General features: G+C 32.3%; 20 protein-coding genes. 17 read left to right on the top strand and 3 right to left on the bottom strand.

The genetic code is table 11. The features are described 5' to 3' along the window. The first annotated feature begins 1 nt into the window (after position 1). The 8 genes from JK636_RS20235 to hflX all read left to right on the top strand — a co-directional run bounded on the left by JK636_RS20235 (position 2) and on the right by hflX (position 10,896). Positions 2-316: a thioredoxin family protein gene (locus tag JK636_RS20235; RefSeq protein WP_202750796.1), complete on the top strand. Its 315-nt coding sequence runs from the start codon at positions 2-4 to the stop codon at positions 314-316. A 141-nt stretch (positions 317-457) separates the two neighbouring features. Next, the gene (locus JK636_RS20230; protein ID WP_202750795.1) at positions 458-3,379 is read left to right on the top strand and encodes an insulinase family protein; all 2,922 of its coding nucleotides are present in this window, start codon (positions 458-460) and stop codon (positions 3,377-3,379) included. A 68-nt stretch (positions 3,380-3,447) separates the two neighbouring features. Continuing rightward, positions 3,448-3,930, top strand: a complete 483-nt coding sequence (locus tag JK636_RS20225; RefSeq protein WP_202750794.1) for a hypothetical protein — start codon at positions 3,448-3,450, stop codon at positions 3,928-3,930. A gap of 136 nt (positions 3,931-4,066) precedes the next feature. Beyond that, positions 4,067-4,933: an NAD(P)/FAD-dependent oxidoreductase gene (locus JK636_RS20220; protein WP_202750793.1), complete on the top strand. Its 867-nt coding sequence runs from the start codon at positions 4,067-4,069 to the stop codon at positions 4,931-4,933. Positions 4,934-5,097: 164 nt separating this feature from the next. Then, positions 5,098-5,742, top strand: coding sequence for a pyroglutamyl-peptidase I (pcp, locus tag JK636_RS20215; RefSeq protein WP_202750792.1), 645 nt, complete (start codon positions 5,098-5,100; stop codon positions 5,740-5,742). 33 nt (positions 5,743-5,775) lie between these two features. Next, a complete protein-coding gene (locus tag JK636_RS20210; RefSeq protein ID WP_202750791.1) occupies positions 5,776-7,056 on the top strand; it encodes an L-cysteine desulfidase family protein in 1,281 nt (426 codons plus the stop codon). A gap of 1,000 nt (positions 7,057-8,056) precedes the next feature. Then, entirely contained in the window at positions 8,057-9,535 is a 1,479-nt protein-coding gene (locus JK636_RS20205) for an Lsa family ABC-F type ribosomal protection protein (RefSeq protein WP_202750790.1), read from the top strand. A gap of 92 nt (positions 9,536-9,627) precedes the next feature. After that, positions 9,628-10,896 (top strand): GTPase HflX, encoded by a 1,269-nt coding sequence (hflX, locus tag JK636_RS20200; protein ID WP_202750789.1) that lies wholly within the window; start codon positions 9,628-9,630, stop codon positions 10,894-10,896. Positions 10,897-11,388: 492 nt separating this feature from the next. On the opposite strand, the gene JK636_RS20195 is transcribed toward hflX, so the two are convergent. The 3 genes from JK636_RS20195 to JK636_RS20185 all read right to left on the bottom strand — a co-directional run bounded on the left by JK636_RS20195 (position 11,389) and on the right by JK636_RS20185 (position 12,808). Next, a complete protein-coding gene (locus JK636_RS20195; protein ID WP_202750788.1) occupies positions 11,389-11,757 on the bottom strand; it encodes a LysR substrate-binding domain-containing protein in 369 nt (122 codons plus the stop codon). A gap of 18 nt (positions 11,758-11,775) precedes the next feature. Then, positions 11,776-12,240, bottom strand: coding sequence for a phage tail protein (locus JK636_RS20190; protein ID WP_202750787.1), 465 nt, complete (start codon positions 12,238-12,240; stop codon positions 11,776-11,778). A gap of 88 nt (positions 12,241-12,328) precedes the next feature. Then, positions 12,329-12,808 carry a GyrI-like domain-containing protein gene (locus JK636_RS20185; protein WP_202750786.1) on the bottom strand — a complete coding sequence of 160 codons (480 nt, stop codon included), beginning with the start codon at positions 12,806-12,808 and terminating at the stop codon, positions 12,329-12,331. Between the two features lie 109 nt (positions 12,809-12,917). Between JK636_RS20185 and JK636_RS20180 the strand changes: the two genes are divergently transcribed. From JK636_RS20180 to JK636_RS20140, 9 genes are all read left to right on the top strand, one after another. Continuing rightward, a complete protein-coding gene (locus tag JK636_RS20180) occupies positions 12,918-13,886 on the top strand; it encodes a helix-turn-helix transcriptional regulator (protein WP_202750785.1) in 969 nt (322 codons plus the stop codon). Between the two features lie 129 nt (positions 13,887-14,015). After that, positions 14,016-14,699: a response regulator transcription factor gene (locus tag JK636_RS20175; protein ID WP_202750784.1), complete on the top strand. Its 684-nt coding sequence runs from the start codon at positions 14,016-14,018 to the stop codon at positions 14,697-14,699. Between the two features lie 4 nt (positions 14,700-14,703). After that, positions 14,704-16,152 (top strand): HAMP domain-containing sensor histidine kinase, encoded by a 1,449-nt coding sequence (locus tag JK636_RS20170; RefSeq protein WP_202750783.1) that lies wholly within the window; start codon positions 14,704-14,706, stop codon positions 16,150-16,152. A 61-nt stretch (positions 16,153-16,213) separates the two neighbouring features. After that, complete coding sequence (locus tag JK636_RS20165) at positions 16,214-17,257, top strand: Ig-like domain-containing protein (RefSeq protein ID WP_202750782.1); 1,044 nt, start codon at positions 16,214-16,216, stop codon at positions 17,255-17,257. Between the two features lie 246 nt (positions 17,258-17,503). Further along, a complete protein-coding gene (locus JK636_RS20160; protein ID WP_202750781.1) occupies positions 17,504-17,650 on the top strand; it encodes a hypothetical protein in 147 nt (48 codons plus the stop codon). Between the two features lie 178 nt (positions 17,651-17,828). Continuing rightward, positions 17,829-18,191 carry an RDD family protein gene (locus JK636_RS20155; RefSeq protein WP_202750780.1) on the top strand — a complete coding sequence of 121 codons (363 nt, stop codon included), beginning with the start codon at positions 17,829-17,831 and terminating at the stop codon, positions 18,189-18,191. Positions 18,192-18,414: 223 nt separating this feature from the next. Beyond that, positions 18,415-19,362, top strand: a complete 948-nt coding sequence (locus JK636_RS20150) for a DUF4474 domain-containing protein (RefSeq protein WP_202750779.1) — start codon at positions 18,415-18,417, stop codon at positions 19,360-19,362. Between the two features lie 116 nt (positions 19,363-19,478). Beyond that, positions 19,479-20,390: a metallophosphoesterase gene (locus JK636_RS20145; protein ID WP_202750778.1), complete on the top strand. Its 912-nt coding sequence runs from the start codon at positions 19,479-19,481 to the stop codon at positions 20,388-20,390. 118 nt (positions 20,391-20,508) lie between these two features. Then, positions 20,509-21,273 (top strand): SDR family NAD(P)-dependent oxidoreductase, encoded by a 765-nt coding sequence (locus JK636_RS20140; RefSeq protein ID WP_207751784.1) that lies wholly within the window; start codon positions 20,509-20,511, stop codon positions 21,271-21,273. Positions 21,274-21,364 lie beyond the last annotated feature (91 nt).

Below are 21,364 nucleotides of genomic sequence, written 5' to 3'. Positions count from 1 at the left end.
TATGGCAACTCAATTAGCAACTGCTGAAAATTATGAAGAGCTTATCAAAGAAGGTTTTGTTATTGTAGATTTTTTTTCCGAAACTTGTGTGCCTTGCAAGGCGTTTGCAGAGATTTTAGTTGAAATAGAATATGATCTTCCTTTTGTAAGTATTGTGAAGGTGAATACTACAAAATATCCTGAATTAGCAAAGAAAAATAAAATATTTGGTGTACCTACAGTGTTTTTTATGAATAATGGAGAAATGCTTGAAAGGCATACAGGGGTTTTGTCGGAGAAAGAAGTAAAGAGCAAAATAGGAGAATTTTTATATTAATAAAAGAAGGAAATAGGCTGTATTTATAGGTTTGGTTTGTGATATTTGGACAATCTATTATTAGTTGATTTATATAATAGATTGTCGTTTTAAATACAGATTATTGCTGATTATTATTAATAGTTCAAAAAGAGGTGTTTTATGAAAGAATTACATAAGTTAGAAGCTTATAAAATACATGAGAAACAGACAATTGAAGAGTTGAAGGCGGAAGCCTATTTAATTGAACATATAAAAACAGGAGCCAGAATAGTTGTTATTTCCTGTGATGATGAAAATAAAGTATTTTCAATAGGATTTAGAACTCCACCAGAAAACAGCAAGGGTATTCCACATATTTTGGAGCACTCGGTGCTGTGCGGCTCTAAGAAATATCCTGCTAAAAGTAATTTTGTTGAACTGAATAAAGGCTCTATGAATACCTTTTTAAATGCAATGACATTTCCGGATAAGACAATTTATCCTATTGCAAGCTGCAATGACAGTGATTTTATAAACTTGATGAGTGTATATACAGATGCTGTGTTTAGAACAAATATTTATGAAAGCAAAGAAATATTTCTTCAAGAGGGATGGAACTATGAGTTAAATTCCTGCGATGCTGATTTAATGTATAACGGAGTAGTATACAATGAGATGAAAGGTGTTTTTTCATCTCCAGATTCAGCACTTTATCGAGAAAAGTTGAAGTCTTTACTTCCAAATACACCGTATGCTCATGTTTCAGGTGGAGACCCGGACTTTATTACCGATTTAAGCTATGAAGAGCTTTTAGATTTTCATAGTAGATATTACCACCCTTCAAATAGCTATATTTATCTATATGGAGATATGGATATTGAAGAAAGACTCAAATGGCTTGATGATAACTACTTGAGCAAATATGAAAAGGCAAGCATAGACTCAGAAATACCTAAGCAGGCTCCTTTTAATGCTATGGCTGAAGATATTAGTTATTATCCTATTGGAGATGATGAGTTAGAAAAAGATAATACGTATCTATCCTACAATGTAGTAATAGGAGAGGCAAAGGATAATGAACTTGCCATCGCTTTTGATATATTGAATTACTCTATTTTAGGTGCTAACGGTGCGGAACTTAAACAAGCTATATTGGATAAAGGAATCGCTAAGTCGGTTGAGGGAGATTATGGTTCTTCCATACAACAGCCTATATTTAGCATTATAGCTAAAAACAGTAACCAAGAAAGTAAGGTATGCTTTTTAAGTACAATAAGAGAGACTCTTAAGAAAATTGTGAAAAATGGGATTGATAAAGACACTCTTAATGCTGCTATAAATATGTTTGAATTCCAATATAAAGAGGCAGATTTCGGAAGAACGCCTAAAGGACTTGTATATGCCTATCAAGTATATAATAGCTGGTTGTATGATGACAAACATCCTTTTGAGAATCTCAAATTCAATAAAGTATTTATAAATCTTAAGAAGAGAGTTAATGAAGGTTATTTTGAGAGCTTGATTGAAAAGTATATCCTAAACAATCCTCACAGTTCCCTTGTTCAGATTATTCCGCAAAAGGGACTTATGGCAAAAAAAGAAAAAGAACTGAAAGAAAAGCTTGATTTATACAAAAAAAGCCTTTCAGAAAAAGAAATAGAACAGCTTATAGATAACACCAAGAAGCTAAAAGAATATCAGAATTTATCTTCAAAAAAAGAAGACATTGAAGCCATACCTATGCTTTCTGTAGAGGATATAAACCCTAAGGCACAGCCTCTGCACCAAAACATTCGTAAATTAGAAGGAACGACTATAGTACATCATAATATTTTTACAAATGGAATAGGATATCTAAAATTGTCCTTTGATATTAAAAATATTCCTTCAGTGCTTATCCCTTATATGGGAATACTAAGACAGGTTTTGGGTGCTGTTGATACTGAAAAACATAACTATTTACAGCTTTCAAATATTATAAATATGAATACTGGTGGAATCAGTGCATATCTTAAGTTTTATTCCAATTCCAAAGAGAAGGATGGCTTTAAAGCTGCATTTGAAATAAATGCTAAAGTTTTGTATGAAAAGCTTGGTTTTGCCTTTGAAATAATATCGGAGATAATTGGTACTTCCAAAATGGACAATAGCAAAAGGCTTTATGAGATTATTTCTGATATAAAGTCTCAGTTTCAATCTTGGCTTCAAAACTCCAGTCATATGGCAGCTGTACTGAGAAGCCTTTCATATAATTCTGCTAGTTCTTATTATGAGGAGAGGGTAAGCGGAATTTACTTCTATCACTTTATAGAAGATATTGAAAAGAACTTTGAAGATAAAAAGGAGATTATTGCTAAAAATCTGAAAGAGCTCATGAAATATATATTTAGACAAGAGAATATGACTATAAGCTATACCTCTGAAGCAGAAGGTTGTAAGGACTTGGAAGAGCAGGTAATTAGCTTTAAAACAAAACTTTACACTGATGAAATACAGGAAGAGACTTTTAAATTTGTACCTGCAAGGCTTAATGAAGGATTTAAAATGGCATCCTCTGTACAATATGTAGCTCAGTCTGGAAATTATAAAAATGAATTTTTATATACTGGCGCTCTAAAGGTTCTAAAGGTTCTTTTAAGCTACGATTATTTGTGGCTGAACATTAGAGAAAAAGGCGGTGCATATGGCTGTTTTATCAACTTTATGGAAAGTGGAAATGCTTATATTGTTTCCTACAGAGATTCAAATCTCTCTAAGACATATGAAGTATATGAGCATATACCTGAATTTTTAAGGAATCTAGATATTGATGAAAAAGATATTGTACGTTATATAATAGGCGCAGTTAAGGAGCTCGATATGCCCATGACCCCTTATTTAAAGGGTGCTCATTCTTTTAGCTGTTATATGTCGGGAATTATTGAAAAAGATATCCAAAAGGAAAGAGACGAAGTGCTTGGAACTACAAAAGAGGAGCTGATATCACTGTCTTCTCTTATGGAGGCTGTTTTAAAACAAAGAAACATATGTACAATGGGAAATGAAGAAAAAATAGAATCTGAAAAGAATGTATTTGACACTGTTAAATATCTCTTTTCGTAAGAAAAAGATAAGGCCGTGCAGGAGACCTTAAATTATTATATTTGATAAAAATATTTGGAGGGTTTTTTATGAAAAAAATATTAAGTGGGATTATTATTTCTGTATTAATTATTTCTATGGTGGGATGTACAAATAAAACTAGTACAGATACTAAGAAGACAGATGCCACTAAGGCAACAGATACTACTAAGACAGGTGATTCATCTGAAGCTAAAAATTTTACTTTTGATACATTTGTAGATGCTTTAAAAAAAGAGGGCCTTAAAGTTGAAAAAGGAGAAGCTATGGCTGGTTGTATAGGAGAAAAAGATGGATTCGCATATAAGATAAATGGTACAGATATTGGAGTATATACTATGGACTTAAAAAGCAAACAGCCAGTAGCAGTAAACAATATAAAAATGGCAAAGGAATCTGAGAAGATGAAGTTAGATTTACAGAGTGGTCCTGTGGAAGTGGATGCTATAATAAATAATAACCTAGTAATTATGGACTATGGCAAGCATCCTGACAAAGATAAAATTGTAAAAATATTTAAGGATTTAAAATAATAAAGTTATGTAAGATAGGGATAATGGTATAGTATATATACATTTATTATTTAAATTGTAAGACTAGGCTGTGAGTTCCTGCAAACTTAAAGCCTAGTTCTTTAATGTAATAAGCTGTTAAGATAAGGAGACAAAAATGGAAAATAGATATGATATAGCGATTATAGGAAGTGGGCCAGCAGGTTTATCTGCAGCGATTAATGCTAGAATAAGAAACAAAAACATAATATTGTTTGGTTATAAGGATTTAAGTAATAAATTAGTAAAGGCCTCAAAGATAAATAATTATTTAGGCTTTTATGATATTACTGGGGAACAGTTGAAAAATAATTTTCAAAAACATATAGAAAAATTAAATATAAATATTATTAACGAAAGAATAAATGAAATCTATTCTATGGGAGATTATTTTTCTCTTATGGTAAATGAAAAATGCTATGAAGCCAGATCTATTATAATTGCAACTGGAATAGAATACACAAAGCCTATAAAGGGAGAAGATGAGTTTCTCGGAAGAGGTGTAGGATACTGTGCAACATGTGATGCTCCCTTGTATAGAGATAAAACAGTTACTGTAATTGGCTATAACAAGGAAGCTGAGGAAGAAGCAAATTATGTAAGCGAACTGGCAAGCAAATTGTACTATATACCAATGTATGAGGAAAATTATAACTTAAGAAAAGATATAGTGGTTATAAAGGACAAACCACTTGAAATATTAGGAGATAATAAAGTCGGAAAACTTAAATTAAAATCAAAGGAAATTTATACAGATGGAGTATTTGTACTTAAAGACAGCATATCTCCTGCTCAACTTGTGCCAGGACTTTTAATGGAGGAAGGACATATAAAAGTGGATAGAAGTATGAAAACTAATATTAAAGGTTGTTTTGCAGCTGGTGATTGTGTAGGGAAGCCCTATCAATATATGAAGGCAGCTGGAGAAGGCTTGATTGCAGCTTTAAGTGCTGTAACATATATAGACATTAATAAAATATATTAATATATATTTTATTAATGTAATGTTAGATATCTAATATAAAGAGAGAAAGGTTTTAAATAAATATTTCTTAATTATAGAATATAACGATTGGAAGAAACTTATCGTTAATATAAAAAGCTCATTGTATTACCTGAAAAACTATATTCTAGGAAGGTGAGAATACTTTGAAAATATTGGTTACTGGCTTTGATCCGTTTGGAGGAGAAAAAGTTAATCCGTCATTTGAAGCAGTAAAGCTTTTGCCAAATACTATTGCTGGAGCAGAATTGGTTGCAATCGAAATTCCTACGGTATACTTTAAAGGTAGTGAGGCTGTTGAAAATGCTATAAAACAGTACAAGCCAGATGTTGTTCTTTGTGTCGGACAAGCAGGAGGAAGATCTGTAATTTCTGTAGAGAAGGTTGCTATTAACCTAGCTGAAGCAATAATAAAAGATAATGAAGGAAATCAGCCAAATGATCAGCAATTAAAAGCAGATGGAGAGAATGCGTATTTTACAACGCTTCCGGTTAAGGCAATGGTAAATAACATTAGGAAACACGGAATACCTGCGAATATCTCCTATACTGCAGGTACATTTGTATGTAACAATGTAATGTATGATTTACTTTATTTGATTAATAAGAAATATCCAGAAATTAAAGGTGGATTTATTCATGTTCCTTTTTCACCTGAACAAGTAGTCGGCCTTGCAAGTAATTCACCAAGTATGCCGGTAACAATGGTGGCTAAAGCTTTAGAATATGCAATTGAGGTCATTGTTACAAAGGTAGATGAGTATAAAGAGGCAATGGGAGCAATTGATTAAATTATAGATACAAATTGGATAGGAGGAATTCTAATGAATTTTAGTAAAGATAAATACTCTGCATATATGAAAATCCTTCAAGAAGAACTTGTACCAGCCCTTGGCTGTACTGAGCCTATAGCTATAGCATATGCTGCTGCTAAAGCTCGTGAAGTTTTAGGTAATTTTCCTGATAAATTAATTGTAAAATGTAGCGGAAATATCATAAAGAATGCAAAGTCAGTTGTAGTTCCAAATACGGGCAGCCTAAAAGGAATTAAAGCTAGTGCTCTTATGGGAATAATTGCTGGAGATTCATCTAAAGGTCTTGAGGTGTTGTCAAAAGTAACACAAGCTGATGTTGATAGAGCTAATAAATTATTAGAAACAGAACTATGCAGTATTGAAATGATACCTGATGATGCAAATCTTCATATCATTGTAAATGCTATGTTCAAAGAAGAATACGCTCTTGTAGAAATAATTCATACTCATACTAATATATCAAGAATTGAAAAGAACCATGCTATTATATTTGAAAAAAAGTTTAAAAAAGATAACTATAATGCACCATTGTCAGACAGAAGTATTTTGAATGTAAAAGATATTTATGAGTTTGCTTGTAATGTAAAGATTGAAGATGTTAAAGAACTATTAGAGATGCAGATTAAGTACAATTTACAAATTGCAGAAGAAGGTTTAGCTAAGCAATATGGAGTAAATATAGGGAAAATGCTTTTGGATAATTATGGAGATAATGTTTTGACCAAGATTAGGGCATATGCTGCGGCTGGATCAGATGCAAGAATGAGCGGATGCAGCATGCCTGTAGTTACGAATTCAGGCAGTGGAAATCAAGGTATGACCACATCCTTACCAGTTGTTATATATGCTAAAGAAAAGAAAATTTCAGATGAAAGAATGTTTCGTGCATTAGTATTATCTAATCTTATTACAATTCATCAGAAAACAGGAATTGGCAGACTATCAGCTTATTGCGGGGCTGTTAGTGCTGCATGTGGAAGTGGCGCTGGAATAACATATATAGAGGGTGGTACTCTAGAGCAAATTGAGAAGACAATAACAAACACTATTGTAAATGTTTCAGGAATAGTATGTGATGGAGCGAAAGAATCCTGTGCTGCCAAAATAGCATCAAGTCTAGATGCTGCTATGATGGGACATTTTCTTGCCATGAAAAATATTTCTTTTGCTGTTGATTCGGGTATTGTAAAAGAAAACGTTGAAGAAACTATTTCTGCAGTTGGAAGACTTGCACGTAAAGGAATGAAAGATACAGATATTGAGGTTTTGAAAATAATGCTTAATCAATAAAAATGATAAATAGAGTGAAGGTTTCTTGCCAAGATAGAATCATTGGAATGTAAAGATGTTGAGAATAGTTAAAGCCCTAAAGAGCATAATTGCATATTTCAATTGGTGGGGAGGCTAAGTCCTCTCCATCCCCCTTTAAATGCTAAAAATTTCATTTATAAGACTAGAGCTTAATGCTATTTTATACTAATATAAATTGGCTAAAATACTATATTTATTTTGGAGGGTAATTTGAAAAAGGGTTATATATATGTAGTCTTAACAACAATTATTTTCAGTACATTTATCTATTAAACTCATTATGAACTCTTCGGACTACGTGATGCAGATAGTACAAAAGAGGATCTTTTTCATCAATATGGGATTATGCGTAACGATTATTTACCGAAACCGGCTTACCATACATTTAAGAAATTAATACAAGAGTTAGGCATATGAATGCTAGGAACATGAAAATGCTTCAGAGATCAAAAGGGAATTGTGTATGCTAGGTTTTCTATAGACAGTTATTTATAGAAGGAATCTTGGAGTTAATTTTGCAAATCTTTAATTATATTACTTTTGACTTTTTCGATCTATGATGGTATAATGAAAAAAATTGAAAGTTGAGGTGAAAAAATGATTAACTTTTCTTGCTAATTTTTAAAGTACAGAATGATAGAAAGATAGGCAGGTGTGCTCTGTTTTTTTGTTGTACTTATGCAAGAAAGTTGTTCTTTTTTCTCTTAATATATACCATTATGTTATGCTGTAAAGATTAGCTTAACTATGTATATTTATGAGCTGTAAGAATAATAATTTCTTACAGCTTTTATTTTTTATAAATAATAGGAGCAAGGAGGATTAATAACATTATGAGTATTAAAGATACGTTGCTAACACATGATAATCTCCATATAAAGTCGGATAATTCAGGCGAAATTTATATGGAGTGATAATAAAGTCGCCTATCGTTCCGACTTTGTTACTTGTACTTTTAATTACAAAGGAGGACAAAAATATGTCTTTAATAAATGTAACAAATTTGACCTTCGCTTATGAAGGCAGTTATGATAATATTTTTGAAAATGTAAGCTTTCAAATTGATACCGATTGGAAGTTGGGTTTCACCGGAAGAAACGGAAGAGGAAAAACTACATTTTTGAATATTTTACTTGGAAGATATGAATACACAGGAACTATTTCAGCTAATGTAACTTTTGAATATTTTCCTTATGAGGTGCAGGAACAAGAAAATTTCACCATAGATATCATAAGAGAAATCAGTCCCAATTCAGCGGATTGGGAAATAATAAAAGAACTATCGTTATTGGATATAGATGATGATGTTCTATATAGGCAGTTTTATACATTATCAAAAGGAGAACAGAACAAAGTATTGATAGCGGCAATGTTTTTAAAGGAGAATTCATTCCTGCTTATTGACGAGCCTACAAATCATTTAGATGCTGAAGCTAGAGAAAAACTCAGCAATTACCTTAGGAAAAAGAAAGGATTTATTTTGATTTCACATGATAGATCTTTTTTAGACAATTGTATTGACCATATTCTTTCAATAAACAAGGCAGATATAGAAATACAAAAAGGTAATTTTTCCACTTGGTGGGAAAATAAAGAAAGACAAGATAGCTTTGAAATAGCAGAAAATGAAAAGCTTAAAAAGGATATTAGTCGTTTATCAAAGTCAGCAAGACGAACAAGTAATTGGTCAGATGAAGTGGAAAAATCCAAAAAAGGAACAACAAACTCTGGTTCCAAGCTGGATAAAGGTTATGTTGGGCATAAGGCTGCTAAAATGATGAAACGTTCCAAGTCAATCGAAAACAGACAGCAGGCAGCTATTGAAGAAAAGTCTAAGCTTCTCAAAAATATTGAAAGCTCCGATGGCTTGAAGATTTCTCAACTTGCTTATCATAAAAATGAACTAGTGGAACTTAAAAATGTTTCAATCTTTTACGGGAAAACAATGGTTTGCAAGGATGTTGGCTTTAATATTGAACAAGGTGATCGAATTGCACTAAAAGGTAAAAATGGTACAGGAAAGTCGAGCATTATCAAGCTTATTTGTGGTGAGGACATAAATTATACAGGCACCTTTAGAAAAGTGAGTGAACTTAGAATATCCTATGTATCACAGGATACATCGCATCTTAAGGGAAACTTAACTGACTATGCTTTTGATAACAATATAGATGAAAGCATTTTTAAAGCTACTTTAAGAAAGCTTGATTTTTCAAGAATTCAATTTGAAAAAGATATGTCCTCTTTTAGCGGCGGTCAAAAGAAAAAGGTGCTTATTGCAAAAAGTCTTTGTGAGAAAGCTCATTTGCATATTTGGGATGAGCCGCTTAATTTTATTGACATTATCTCTCGTATGCAGATAGAAGAGTTGCTGCTTGAATATTCTCCAACTATGTTATTTGTAGAGCATGACAGTGAATTTTGTAAAAATGTTGCAACAAAGTTTTATGAGCTTTAGCTAAATTAATTAAAGTGTATAAAGGTGGGAGAGACTGTTCTCCCCCTATTTTGCATGTCTAAAGCAATGTAGCAACGAACGGAGGAAACTGTATGAAACTAAAACAAAGAGCAGTAATTGTGGGCTGTAACATCAATAATGATAAGGAATTTTTAAGTATGATGAAGGAGTTATCAAAATTAGCTGATGCATGTGATATTGAGGTGGTTGGCGAAATCACTCAAAAATTACAACGGGTGTATTCCTCACATTATATTGGAAGTGGAAAAGTTCAAGAAGTAATTTCATTAGTTAATGAGAATGATTTGGATATGGTTATTTTTAATGATGAGCTATCCCCTTCACAAATTCGTAATCTTCAAAAAGACTTAAAATGTAATGTAATAGACAGAACGGTTCTAATTTTAGACATTTTTGCTAAGAGAGCTAAAACAAAGGAAGCACAGCTGCAGGTAGAAATAGCGAAATTACAATATCTGCTGCCGAGATTAATTGATTTTGGAGAACACTTAGGTTACCAGTCGGGCGGTCCAAAGTTTATTACTAGGGGTTCAGGGGAAACTAAGTTTGAATTGGATCATAGAAAGATTAAGGGTAGAATCAGTGCACTGCACGTGGAATTGGAAGCAATTGTAGCTCAGAGAAAGAACCAAAGGAAACAGCGTAAAAAGTCAGGAATACCAGTGATCGTTTTGGTAGGATATACAAACGCAGGTAAGTCAAGCATTATGAATACTATGATTGATTTGTACAGTTCTTCAGTCGATAAAAAGGTACTTGAAAAGGATATGCTATTCGCCACTTTAGAAACTTACGTAAGAAGAATAAAGCTGCTTGATAATAAATCATTTTTGTTAAGCGATACAGTAGGATTTATCAGTAAACTACCTAATCAACTTATTAAAGCATTCCGCTCAACTTTGGAGGAAATTATTGAAGCTGATATGTTAGTTCATGTAGTTGATTACTCTAACCCTAATTATAAACAGCATATTGAAGTTGTCAAAAATACGCTAAAAGGATTAGGTGCGGAAAATATACCTACTATTTATGCCTATAATAAAGTAGATTTAGTAAAAGATGAAATCAAGAAAGATGAAAAAGGCTGTATATATATTTCTGCTAAAAATAAGATTGGAATGGATGAGTTAGTAAATGAAATTCGAAAAAGAGCTTTTCCAAACCATATTTGCTGCGAGCTGTTAATTCCATATGACAAAGGCAATATACTTTCATATTTTAAATACAATGCCTCTATCAAATCAATTCAATATAATGTTAATGGAGCATTGATATTCGTAGAATGCAAAGAATCAGATTATAGAAGATATAAACAATTTGAAAATCTAATCAAAAGATAAGCTTATATTAACTAAACCGAGTAAAATAATGTTGTGAAATTTGCAAGTATTTATTGTTATTATACACTGAAGAATAAAGCTCTTAAAGTGGGGTATGTTGCTTTGAAATGCGAATGGTATAACTCTAGACCTCTTATGTAAAAAAGACCCCCTGTATAGTCCGAAATATTTCTGCGTATTACTATCATTTTTCTATCACAACACACACAGAAACCATTGTGAAATTAAGTAAAATAATTATCTAAACATATCAAAAGGGTGGAAGGCTGCAAAGTTCCGCCCTTTTATCATTCATAAATTTAATAATAAAGTGAATGAACCAAGTGACATTAATAGAATTATTGCATCAGCTATACAACTAGATTTCTAGATAAATAGATAAGAACAAAAGAATTTAAGAATTTATATATAAATATTTAATGATTACAAGACCTATATCAAGATTTGCAATAAACACAACTGCTATGCATTGGGCAGTAAGTGTACTTAAGTTTAAATCCTTTTGTAGGGTGTATTAAGTTCAACCATCTCAATAAATTTTGAAAGAGAACTAGTCAGTAAGGAATCCTTTCGCCTTATGAAAAAGGTTTTTGTTACATTGTACTTACTAGGTATTTCAAATGATTTTATAAGACCTGCTTTTTCATATTCTTCAATGGACGATTGAGGAACTAAAGATGCGCCAAGATCAGCCACTACACCCTCAATAATTGAATTTAGATTATTAAATTCCATATATCGAATATTAGAGACTCCCTTTGACTTAAGCCAAGCTTCAAGCTGAATTCTATTAGGACATCCTATGGTGTTCATTAAATTAGGTTTGAAGAATATATCTTCTATAGGGGCTGAATTGCCCAACTTGTGCTCTTGATTACTTTAATATTCTCCTTTAATTACAAAAAACGAGCCTCTAATTGTTCCAGCTAACTTAGACTTCTGCCTAGCAAACTTAAACTTTTCTTCTAGTTCCTTTGGTATCTCCATCCCCTCGGAAAGTTTAAAACCAACTGCCCGCTTTTTAGGGTCATCAACAGTATACATAACGTTAATCGCAAGACCATCTTCATAAAATACATAGGCAAACTTGATATTTTCCACTTGAAAACGAGAGGTTTCTAGTGGTTTGGCTGCAAACTCAATATTACGTTCTTTTTTTAAAATTTCATTCACATAATCAAGGGTGTCCTGGCTTTCGCTAGCTGGTACAACCGTAAATTCATGCTTGTATTTATTCATAAAGTAACGGGCTTCATTTGCTCGTAAGCCAGCAAGAGCTTCTACTACAGGTGATGACTCTAAACCAACTGTAGACACATTTTTAAAATCAACAATATAAGACATTTCTATTCCTCCTTTTAGTCGGAAACTGAGTAGTTTATACTACTCAGTTTCCGCACGTAAATTATCTGTTAAAGTCCATTTTATCTCTTTATTTCCTAACAACAGGAATCCAAATTTCACCGTAAATTAAACCATTTTGACTTCCCATCTCCACTGTTGCATTTGGACCACCAACATAGGCAAAATTCTTTGCTTGTGGCAAGACTTGACCAAAGGCAATGGCAGAAAGGTTTTTATTCAATTCATCAGACGTCTTTCCTTCTCCTTTAACAACCAGGTAGTTGCCCTTAGGGAATTGGATAACTCTAGCATCTTCTGGTGCTGATGCTTCTGTCATGACACCTGCATAATGCAACATCCTGTTATTCACCGCTTCGTTTACGGCAAATACGTAGCTGTTTGTGGCCATAGCTTTTAGAGTATTAAGTCTTCCATCTTGGCTGATTGCTTGCCAAAAGTCATATTTTTCTTTGCTCAAACCAGCAAAGTCAGTGTAATTACTCTTGAGCTCAGTTCCAAAACCTAAAACGGTAAAGCCATCTTTTTCTTCTAGTGTATAATCTGCCATATTAAAACCTTCCTCTTTTTTAAATTAATCAAATGACTTGTCGTTTTCACTTGATAGGTTTATAATACCCATAAATCATGTCAGATAATGATACTATTTAGGAGGCACTATGAAAAAAGTTGAACGGATTAATACAATCATGAGGTATATCAACAACCGCGCCCACTTTACAATTTCTGAAATTATGCGAGAATTTAACATCTCTCGTTCAACAGCTATTAGAGATATCAGAGATATTGAGGCTATGGGGATGCCGCTTGATGCTGAAGTTGGAAGGGATGGGGGGTATTTTGTCATGAAAAACTCTGTTCTGCCCGTTGTTCGCTTTACCGATAATGAGGTTAAAGCTCTTTTCATTGCCTTTATGGCAACAAGAAATCAACAACTCCCTTATCTAAAGAGTCGTCAGTCTATAGCTGAAAAATTATTAGGACTAATCTCAGAAACTCAGCAAGATGACCTTGTTCTTCTAAATCAAATATTGCTTTTTGAGGGGACTAATCCACATAACCCAGACATACTTAATCTTTCTGATCTCCCTCACCCCATATTGGAAAAGCTCATTCAAATTATTATTTTAGATAGATATTTATTGATTTCCATCAAAGAAGGTAAGGTAATAAACTCTTACTCAATATATCTCTTGCATCTTTATCATGAAAAAGGCCTCTGGCTGATTGAAGGCTTTGACTTAAAGGAAGAAAAGAAGCAGATTTTTCCTGTGGACCATCTAAGCGACGTCAAGCTTTACTCGGCCGAAAGGAGATTAAGTGAGCAAAAGATTTTAGAAAAACTAAGTAAGCAGGAAGAAGCAATCAATCTTGTACTTGAACTTGGCCCAAAAGCCATTGCTCAGTACAGAAAATACCATCCGTTAAAGGTTTCAATTTCATATACGAATCCTTACCTATCCACAGCCGTTCTAAGGACTTTTATCAATGTTAAAAGTTACGAAGAATTGACAGAAATGATAAATTGGCTGCTTTTCCTAGGTGAGGACATCAAGGTCAGGGAAGTTCCAGAAGAAATTTTAGAAGGTTTAAATAGAGGTAATAGATTTCATTGCGTAAAAGTGTGAGTTAAAAGAACCATATGGGTATGATATAATGGAGAAGATTGGTAAAGTTTTTAGAGATGGAATGGATAAGATCTTAAAATACATAATGAAGTGAAAAAAATATTTTATTTTACAGGGATGGGGATGGAAATGGGAGTAAAAGTTTTAGTAGTGGAAGATGAAGTTTCAATTAACGATATTCTATCATCAGCCTTAAGGGTAGAAGGATATGAGGTAAGGAGTGCCTTTTCGTCCACTGAGGCAAAGGCATTCCTATCATGCTTTAAGCCGAATTTAGCTATGCTTGATATAAACCTGCCTGATGAAGATGGCTTTGAGCTTTGCAAATTCATTAATGCAAATTATTCTATACCTGTAATTATGTTGACGGCGAGAAATGATATTGTTGATAAAATTCTTGGTTTGGAATTAGGTGCCGATGATTATATAACCAAGCCCTTTCATATAAAGGAAGTTTTGACCAGAGTAAAAGTAGCTGTAAGAAGAGTAGAAAAATATAGCTCTTCCCATGAAGGAAATATTTTACTACTGAATAGATTTATCAAGATAAATACTGAAAGTCGGGTTGTTTTAAAAGATGATGAAGAAGTCAGGCTTAAGCCTAAGGAATACGACTTACTGGAGTTTCTTGCAAAAAACAGAAACAGAGTATTCTCAAGAGAGGAACTTTTGGATAAGGTTTGGGATATGGAGTATGATGGCGAACTGCGAACTGTAGATGTTCATATAAGAAGACTGAGAAGCAAGTTAGATAATGATGAGACAAATTCCATTATAGAGACTGTCTTTGGCGTTGGATACGTTATGAGGTAGAGCAATGAAGATAAAAGTAAAATTCATGTTAGGACTTACTATAATATTGGTGATTTTTTCTCTGCTTTTAAATATTTTTATAAGACAGGTGCTGATATCAAATATGGAAAGCAGTATTAAAACATCTCTTGAAGAAATAATGAGAAGTACGCGAGAGTATGTAAAATATAGACTGGCAATTAGTTCTTCCTTTTCAGATACAGATGGTTTTAAACATGATGCTTCATATATAGCTAAATATGTAGTCTTAAATAACGAATGTAAATGCGAGCTTCTGGATATGAAAGGCACCCTTATTTATAGTGAGAAAAATAGTTCGTCAGAAGAAATAACCTTTGACAATATAAAAAAGGCTGAGAAAGGGCAGGCTGTTGTCGATTTAAAATACAGAGGCAGCGATGCTCGTGGTATACTAGTTTTCCCCGTATATATAAACAGCAATTATGTGGGCATTATTGCTTTAGATAAAAGTTATAGTGATTCATATATTACCTATAAGAAAACAATTCAATTTATTACTTTGGGCGAGTTATTGCTTTTCCTTTTTATTTTTATTTTAACTCTTTTTATAACCTCCAAAATAACCAGGCCTATAACGATTCTTACCAAAGCAGTTAAGCAAGTTAGCCAAGGTAATTATGATGTTCAGCTGAAAGTAAAAGGTAAAGATGAAATAGGCATATTGTCAAAAGAATTTATTAATATGAAGGATAAAATCAATGATCAGATTCAAACTATCAAGCTTGAGAAGGAAAAGGTTGAAAAGCTTGAAAAAGGAAGAAGAAGCTTTTTCAACAATGTTACCCATGAGCTTAAAACCCCTCTTACTGCAATTTCGGGTTATGCTGAAATGTTGATGGAAGGTATTGTAGAGGACGAGGAATTTAGAAAAAGAGCCAATGAAAGAATATATCAGGAAAGTGAAAGACTGCATAAGCTTGTTTTAGAACTTATTAGTGTAGCGAAAGGGATTTCTTCACTGGAAGAGGAAAAGAGTCCCATTGATATGAACAAGCTGTTGAATGAAATATGCGACGATATGAATATTAAAGCGAGAAAGTATTCCATGACAATTAATAGAAATATTGAAGCTGGGTATATTTTTGGGCAAACTGATAGAATAAGACAGGTAATTATTAATATTATTGATAATGCCATAAAGTACTCGGTTAACGGTGAATTTATTTTCGTAAAAGCTTATATGTCAGAAGGCAATTATAACATTGAAGTGGATAATAAGGCTGAACCTATACCGCATGAAATCTTTAAAAATATCTTTGATCCTTTCGTAAAGATGAGAGGAGGCGAGGAGGAACAAAGCAGAGGGCTGGGTCTTTATATTTGCAGCGAGATTGTAAAAGAGCATGGTGGAGTGATAAATTTGGAGAATGGGGAGATAATTAAGACTAAGGTAAAAATACCTTCCTTTGGTAACAAATTGGCAACAAATTGATGAAACTTGTTAACAACTACATGCTAATATTTAAACATAAGATATGAAGGGAGACAATTTTATGAGAGGTTCTTATTTTAAAAAAATTATAGTGTTAGTTTTGTCATTACTTTTATGTATTTCTACCTTCACTGCCTGTAGCACAAAAGACAAACAAATTGTGCTCTCAAATAATATGAGTCAGCAGGCAAAAGCTGAAGAAAATGAAATTAGCGAAAAGATAAAAGAAGGTGACAAGTATTTGTCTGACGGGAAATATCAGGAAGCTAGAACTATATATGAAAATGCAATTTCAATTGATAAAGGTAATAAAAAAATCTACCTTGAAATAAAGGACAGCTACATTAAGGCAGGAAGATTGGATGATGCTTTTTATGTTATCAAGTTAGCTATTGAAAATAAAGTTGATACTGATAATATGAAGGAGCAGCTAGAAGCTATAAAGAAAAAGTTTCAGGTTGTGAACCTCAAGGGCTCCGTTAATCAAGATGAATATTTTAAGCTTCCGGAGACTGCAACTGTTAAAATTAATAATGTGGATACTGTAGCTAATATTAATTGGAATATTTCTTCTATAGATACCGGAAAGATAGGAACTTATATTTTTGAAGGCAATGCGCAGGAATATGAGAGACCGATAAATTTTGTTTTAACTGTAAAAAAGATGACTAATAGTCAATCAAGTAAGATAACAACTCAAAACTCTGGAAGTAATTCCAAAATAGAAGTTTCGGAACAAAATATTTCTGAAAAGGTTAAGGAATATATTATTAATGGTCAAGGGGATAAGCCAGAAGCAGGAAAACTGCAATGGAGTAAAACCTTCCTAAATAGTGTTGATATTGTGAGTTTATACAAAAAATATAAAGCTGGTGGAGGTAATGGACAGGATTTAGAGAGCTTTGCTAAATATATGACGATGAATGCATCTATTCCTAATAATTGGAAGGAAATATTTGAAAAAGATTTATATAATACTTATGGCAAAAAAGTTACTAGGTTAGAATTTTTGGGTGGCGATATGTACCAGGCATATATTGACTATAATGGTTCTGAGGTACCCTATGTTGCAGTTTCCTCAAGAACTGGGTATTTTCATGGATAGCAAGGAAGTATTGCGGAGCAGTAAGAAATTATCACTAGATGGCATAGAAACCGAGTGTGAAATTGATTATATAAAAAGATACACCGGCTGAGGTGAGCCTTTTACCTTGGTCGGATTTTTTATTGTCGCAATCCTTTATCAAAGTTTTCTCCAGCTAAATTGCAGATGTCCTTTACTGTTATTTTATCATTGTTTTTTGGAATATAATATCCCAAAAAGCATTATTAGATCACGGAGGAAAAAATAATGGTATTCATTTCATTTGAAAATGCGTATATAGAATACGGTGCAGGTGATAGTCTTATACGGGCTCCTAACGATGCTAATATTGGAGAACTGATATACGATCAGTTTGAACATGGTAGAAGCATTAAAGGGTGTGGAGTAAAATGATAAGTTCTATCTTCTTATTTAATTTGTAAGTGGATACTACGTATTCTTTTATTCTTATATTTATATGTTCATATATTTAAATATTTATATATCTTTGTATTTACATAAACTATTTACTAATGCATAATAGTTAATAAGAGATTTTATAAATATTAACTGATAAAATAGGAGGACAAAAATGGACGATAATAATATTGAAGAAAAAAATATGTTGGATGATCAGATTACAAATGAAGAGTCTTTGGAGCAAAGTATTAATGAAACAGAAGAGATAGATGAAGCAAAAGTGGAAATTGCTAATACTAAGGTTTCTTTTATAAAAAGTTTCGCTGCAGTAATAATAGACAATGCTTTTGTTGGAATTATATCATTTATTTTGCTTTATGTATTTAATTTTTTATTGGGACTGTCAGGGTATTCTATAACACAAAAGGGCAGCATGCTGCTTATAATATTTGTTATAGTATCAATTTTTTATAATAGTATCTGTGAAAGTTCAAAAAACGGCAGAACTATAGGAAAGAGATTATTGAAATTTTAACTTAACATTTTATTAAAATGAAATTAACAGATAATATTTATTGTGTACATAATATTTTCATAAAGATTGTTTAAAATAGTTATATGAAAATAAATAACCCCCTTATTTATAAACAGTTGGCACTTAGACATGCTGGCTGTTTTCGTTTTTTGTATGACTAATTATTAACCAAATAGGGTTATAAGGAATATTATATACAAAAATATTTAATGGAGGTGGTATAATGTTTCCTATTCTTGGAGTGATATACGTAACTAATCCAATTCCTTTAATAATTACAGGAGCAATATTTTACAAAGTGTATCAAAGTGTTCCTAAATGGATATCAAAGGTTATTAAAAATAGAACTAAAAAGGGGACAGGCGATGAATCGCTGGATAAAATAATTGAGTCTGCTGGATATGCCTATGATAAAGTACAAGACATATTTTACTCTATTCTTGATGCATGGCAAAGAAAGATGGGATATTGCAGACTTTATGATGAAATGGCAGCACCAACAGGAATGATTGCTGATTGTGAACCAATTTATTTTGAATACGAAGGTAAAAAGTGGCTTATTGAATTTTGGAAGGGACAATATGACTTAACAAGCGGCTGCGAAATAGGAGTATATACAACAAAAGGATCAGACTTAAATATCCCAGGGGTTTTCAATGGTACTTTTTATCATTCTGCAAGTGATGATGAACTTCTTCAAATGTCTTTTAAATTGTACAAGAATAATAACGAGTTTTTTAAAAGAGATGATAAACACTGGTGGCTTACAGGCTTTAAATTAGGTGAGTTTTCAGAACCGGGTGAATTAACAATGGATTTGAGTATTACTTTAAAGGATGATAATATGTGTAATGCCTTCGTTGGAGGACTCGAGGAAGCAGGGTATAAGCAAAGTGAAATTTCAGTAGAAGATACTACTGTGAAATTAAAGTTTGATAAGCCTCGTACACCACAACCTATTACAAGAAGCAAAGAAACAGACAGGATTATACAAATAAAGAATAAGCTTATGTGCGATGCGTATAAAGAGATTACTGGACCATATGATAATTTTATAGATAAAATGAATGCGATAAATGTACAAGCGCCAGAGCTTTATGAAAAAATAATAGGTATGGGTAAAGCTAAAAAGATATTTGAAGCTTATGAGAATATTAAAGATCATATATAATAAAATATTTTTGCGAGAAATTAGTTAACAAATTATTGATAAGGAATAAAGTGTATTTATAAATCAGCACTAGAATATATTATTATAAGAGCTTGAATTTATTTATGGGGGCATAGATGGATACGTTTGAACGATTGAATTATATCTTTGAAACGGCAGAACAAATTCCTTTTGATGATTCCTCAAAAATAGTGTTAATGAGTGATTGTCATAGAGGAGACGGAAGTTGGACTGATGATTTTTCTAAAAATCAAAATCTTTATTTTTCCGCTTTAACTCACTATTATAATAAAAATTACACTTATATTGAAATTGGAGATGGAGATGAACTTTGGAAATACAAAAGTCTATCTGATATAGTAAGAATACACAGTAATGTATTTTGGCTCTTATCTAAGTTTTTTAAGGAAAAGAGACTTTATATTATGTATGGAAATCATGACATAGTGAAGAATAATGCTAAGTTTGTAAAAAATAATATGTATTCCTATTTTGATGAGCGTGAGAAAAAGTTAATCCCATTGTTTGAAAATATAAAAATTCACGAAGGATTAGTCTTAAGGCATAAGATAACCAATGATAAAATACTTCTAGTACATGGTCATCAAAGTGACTGGCTTAATGATAAGATGTGGCGTTTGGCTCGACTATTAGTTAGGTTCCTTTGGAAACCATTAGAATCCTGGGGGGTAAATGATCCAACAAGTGCTGCAAAAAATTATGATAAAAAAGAGGCAGTTGAGAAAAGACTGATAGAATGGGTTAAAAAGAAGAAACATATTTTAATTGCTGGACATACACATAGGCCTATGTTTCCTGAGGTAGGAGAACTGCCATATTTTAATGATGGAAGTTCAGTTCACCCAAGATGTATTACAGCAATTGAAATATCAGAGGGAAATATAATTCTTGTTAAGTGGCAAATTAAAACAAGAGATGATGGGACAATGTATATAGGAAGAGAAGTACTGGCTGGTCCAAGCAAACTGGAGGATTATTTTAAAGAACTAAAAACTGAGAGGCTTTAAAAGCATCTCAGTTTTTTTGATATTAAGTGTACCATTTTATGTTAAAGTATTATAATAATAGTATGGTATGTTATAATAGTTATTGTATTTTATATTTTGGAAATTAGAGGTGCTTAATGTGGTAAAAGATAAAATAATTTTTATAAGCGGAGCAAGCAGCGGGCTGGGTGAAGCAATGGCTAAAAGATTTGCAAAGGAAGGCGCTGTACTTTTGCTTTGCTCAAGAAGTATAGATAAACTCAATATTTTAAAGTTACAATTAGAAGAGGAATATGGAGCAAAAGTTTATACATATGAGTTAGATGTTAGAGATAGAAAATCTGTAGATGAGGTTATTGACAATATTCCAACAGAATTAAAAAACATTGATATACTTATAAATAATGCAGGTCTTGCTTTAGGACTCGATAAGGTTCAAGAAGGGGACTTGGATGACTTTGATATTATGATAGATACCAATATAAAAGGCCTTTTATACTTAACTAGAAAAATAGTTCCAATGATGGTTATTAATCAAAAGGGGCATGTAATAAATATAGGATCATTAGCTGGAATTCATGCATATCCAGGTGGAGCTGTTTATTGTGCTACAAAAGTAGCAGTTAAATTTATAAGTGATGGTCTAAGGATGGATGTAGTTGATACTCCGATTAAAGTTACCAATATTCAGCCTGGTATGGTAGAAACTAATTTTAGCGTAATAAGATTTCATGGAGATGAACAAAAGGCATCTAAAGTTTATGAGGGAATTAAAGCGCTTGAGGCTGATGATATTGCAGATGTAGTTTTATATACTGCTTCAGTGCCAGAGCATGTACAAATTTGTGAAGTAACTATAACTCCAACAAACCAAGCTACTGGAGGAGTGGTTTATAAAAAATAACTTTTTATAGTACCCCCTCTAATATAAAATACCAGGCGTATTATAATATTAGATAAGTTATAATTAGTTTAGCAATACAATATTAGGGATG

It is taken from the genome of Clostridium rhizosphaerae, assembly GCF_016765585.1.
In the GTDB taxonomy this organism is placed as follows: domain Bacteria; phylum Bacillota; class Clostridia; order Clostridiales; family Clostridiaceae; genus Clostridium_AT; species Clostridium_AT rhizosphaerae.
Note: the sequence above shows the minus strand (reverse complement) of the source record. Positions and strands in the feature narration are given on the sequence as shown.

Bases quoted from the DNA above. Each gene is read 5' to 3' on its own strand.
- JK636_RS20180 (WP_202750785.1), top strand. From the start codon at position 12,918: ATGAAAAAAGTTGAACGGATTAATACAATCATGAGGTATATCAACAAC.
- JK636_RS20225 (WP_202750794.1), top strand. From the start codon at position 3,448: ATGAAAAAAATATTAAGTGGGATTATTATTTCTGTATTAATTATTTCT.
- JK636_RS20160 (WP_202750781.1), top strand. From the start codon at position 17,504: ATGGTATTCATTTCATTTGAAAATGCGTATATAGAATACGGTGCAGGT.
- hflX (WP_202750789.1), top strand. From the start codon at position 9,628: ATGAAACTAAAACAAAGAGCAGTAATTGTGGGCTGTAACATCAATAAT.
- JK636_RS20155 (WP_202750780.1), top strand. From the start codon at position 17,829: ATGGACGATAATAATATTGAAGAAAAAAATATGTTGGATGATCAGATT.
- JK636_RS20210 (WP_202750791.1), top strand. From the start codon at position 5,776: ATGAATTTTAGTAAAGATAAATACTCTGCATATATGAAAATCCTTCAA.
- JK636_RS20235 (WP_202750796.1), top strand. From the start codon at position 2: ATGGCAACTCAATTAGCAACTGCTGAAAATTATGAAGAGCTTATCAAA.
- JK636_RS20220 (WP_202750793.1), top strand. From the start codon at position 4,067: ATGGAAAATAGATATGATATAGCGATTATAGGAAGTGGGCCAGCAGGT.
- JK636_RS20190 (WP_202750787.1), bottom strand. From the start codon at position 12,240: ATGTCTTATATTGTTGATTTTAAAAATGTGTCTACAGTTGGTTTAGAG.
- JK636_RS20175 (WP_202750784.1), top strand. From the start codon at position 14,016: ATGGGAGTAAAAGTTTTAGTAGTGGAAGATGAAGTTTCAATTAACGAT.
- JK636_RS20230 (WP_202750795.1), top strand. From the start codon at position 458: ATGAAAGAATTACATAAGTTAGAAGCTTATAAAATACATGAGAAACAG.
- JK636_RS20170 (WP_202750783.1), top strand. From the start codon at position 14,704: ATGAAGATAAAAGTAAAATTCATGTTAGGACTTACTATAATATTGGTG.
- JK636_RS20145 (WP_202750778.1), top strand. From the start codon at position 19,479: ATGGATACGTTTGAACGATTGAATTATATCTTTGAAACGGCAGAACAA.
- JK636_RS20165 (WP_202750782.1), top strand. From the start codon at position 16,214: ATGAGAGGTTCTTATTTTAAAAAAATTATAGTGTTAGTTTTGTCATTA.
- JK636_RS20205 (WP_202750790.1), top strand. From the start codon at position 8,057: ATGTCTTTAATAAATGTAACAAATTTGACCTTCGCTTATGAAGGCAGT.
- JK636_RS20185 (WP_202750786.1), bottom strand. From the start codon at position 12,808: ATGGCAGATTATACACTAGAAGAAAAAGATGGCTTTACCGTTTTAGGT.
- JK636_RS20150 (WP_202750779.1), top strand. From the start codon at position 18,415: ATGTTTCCTATTCTTGGAGTGATATACGTAACTAATCCAATTCCTTTA.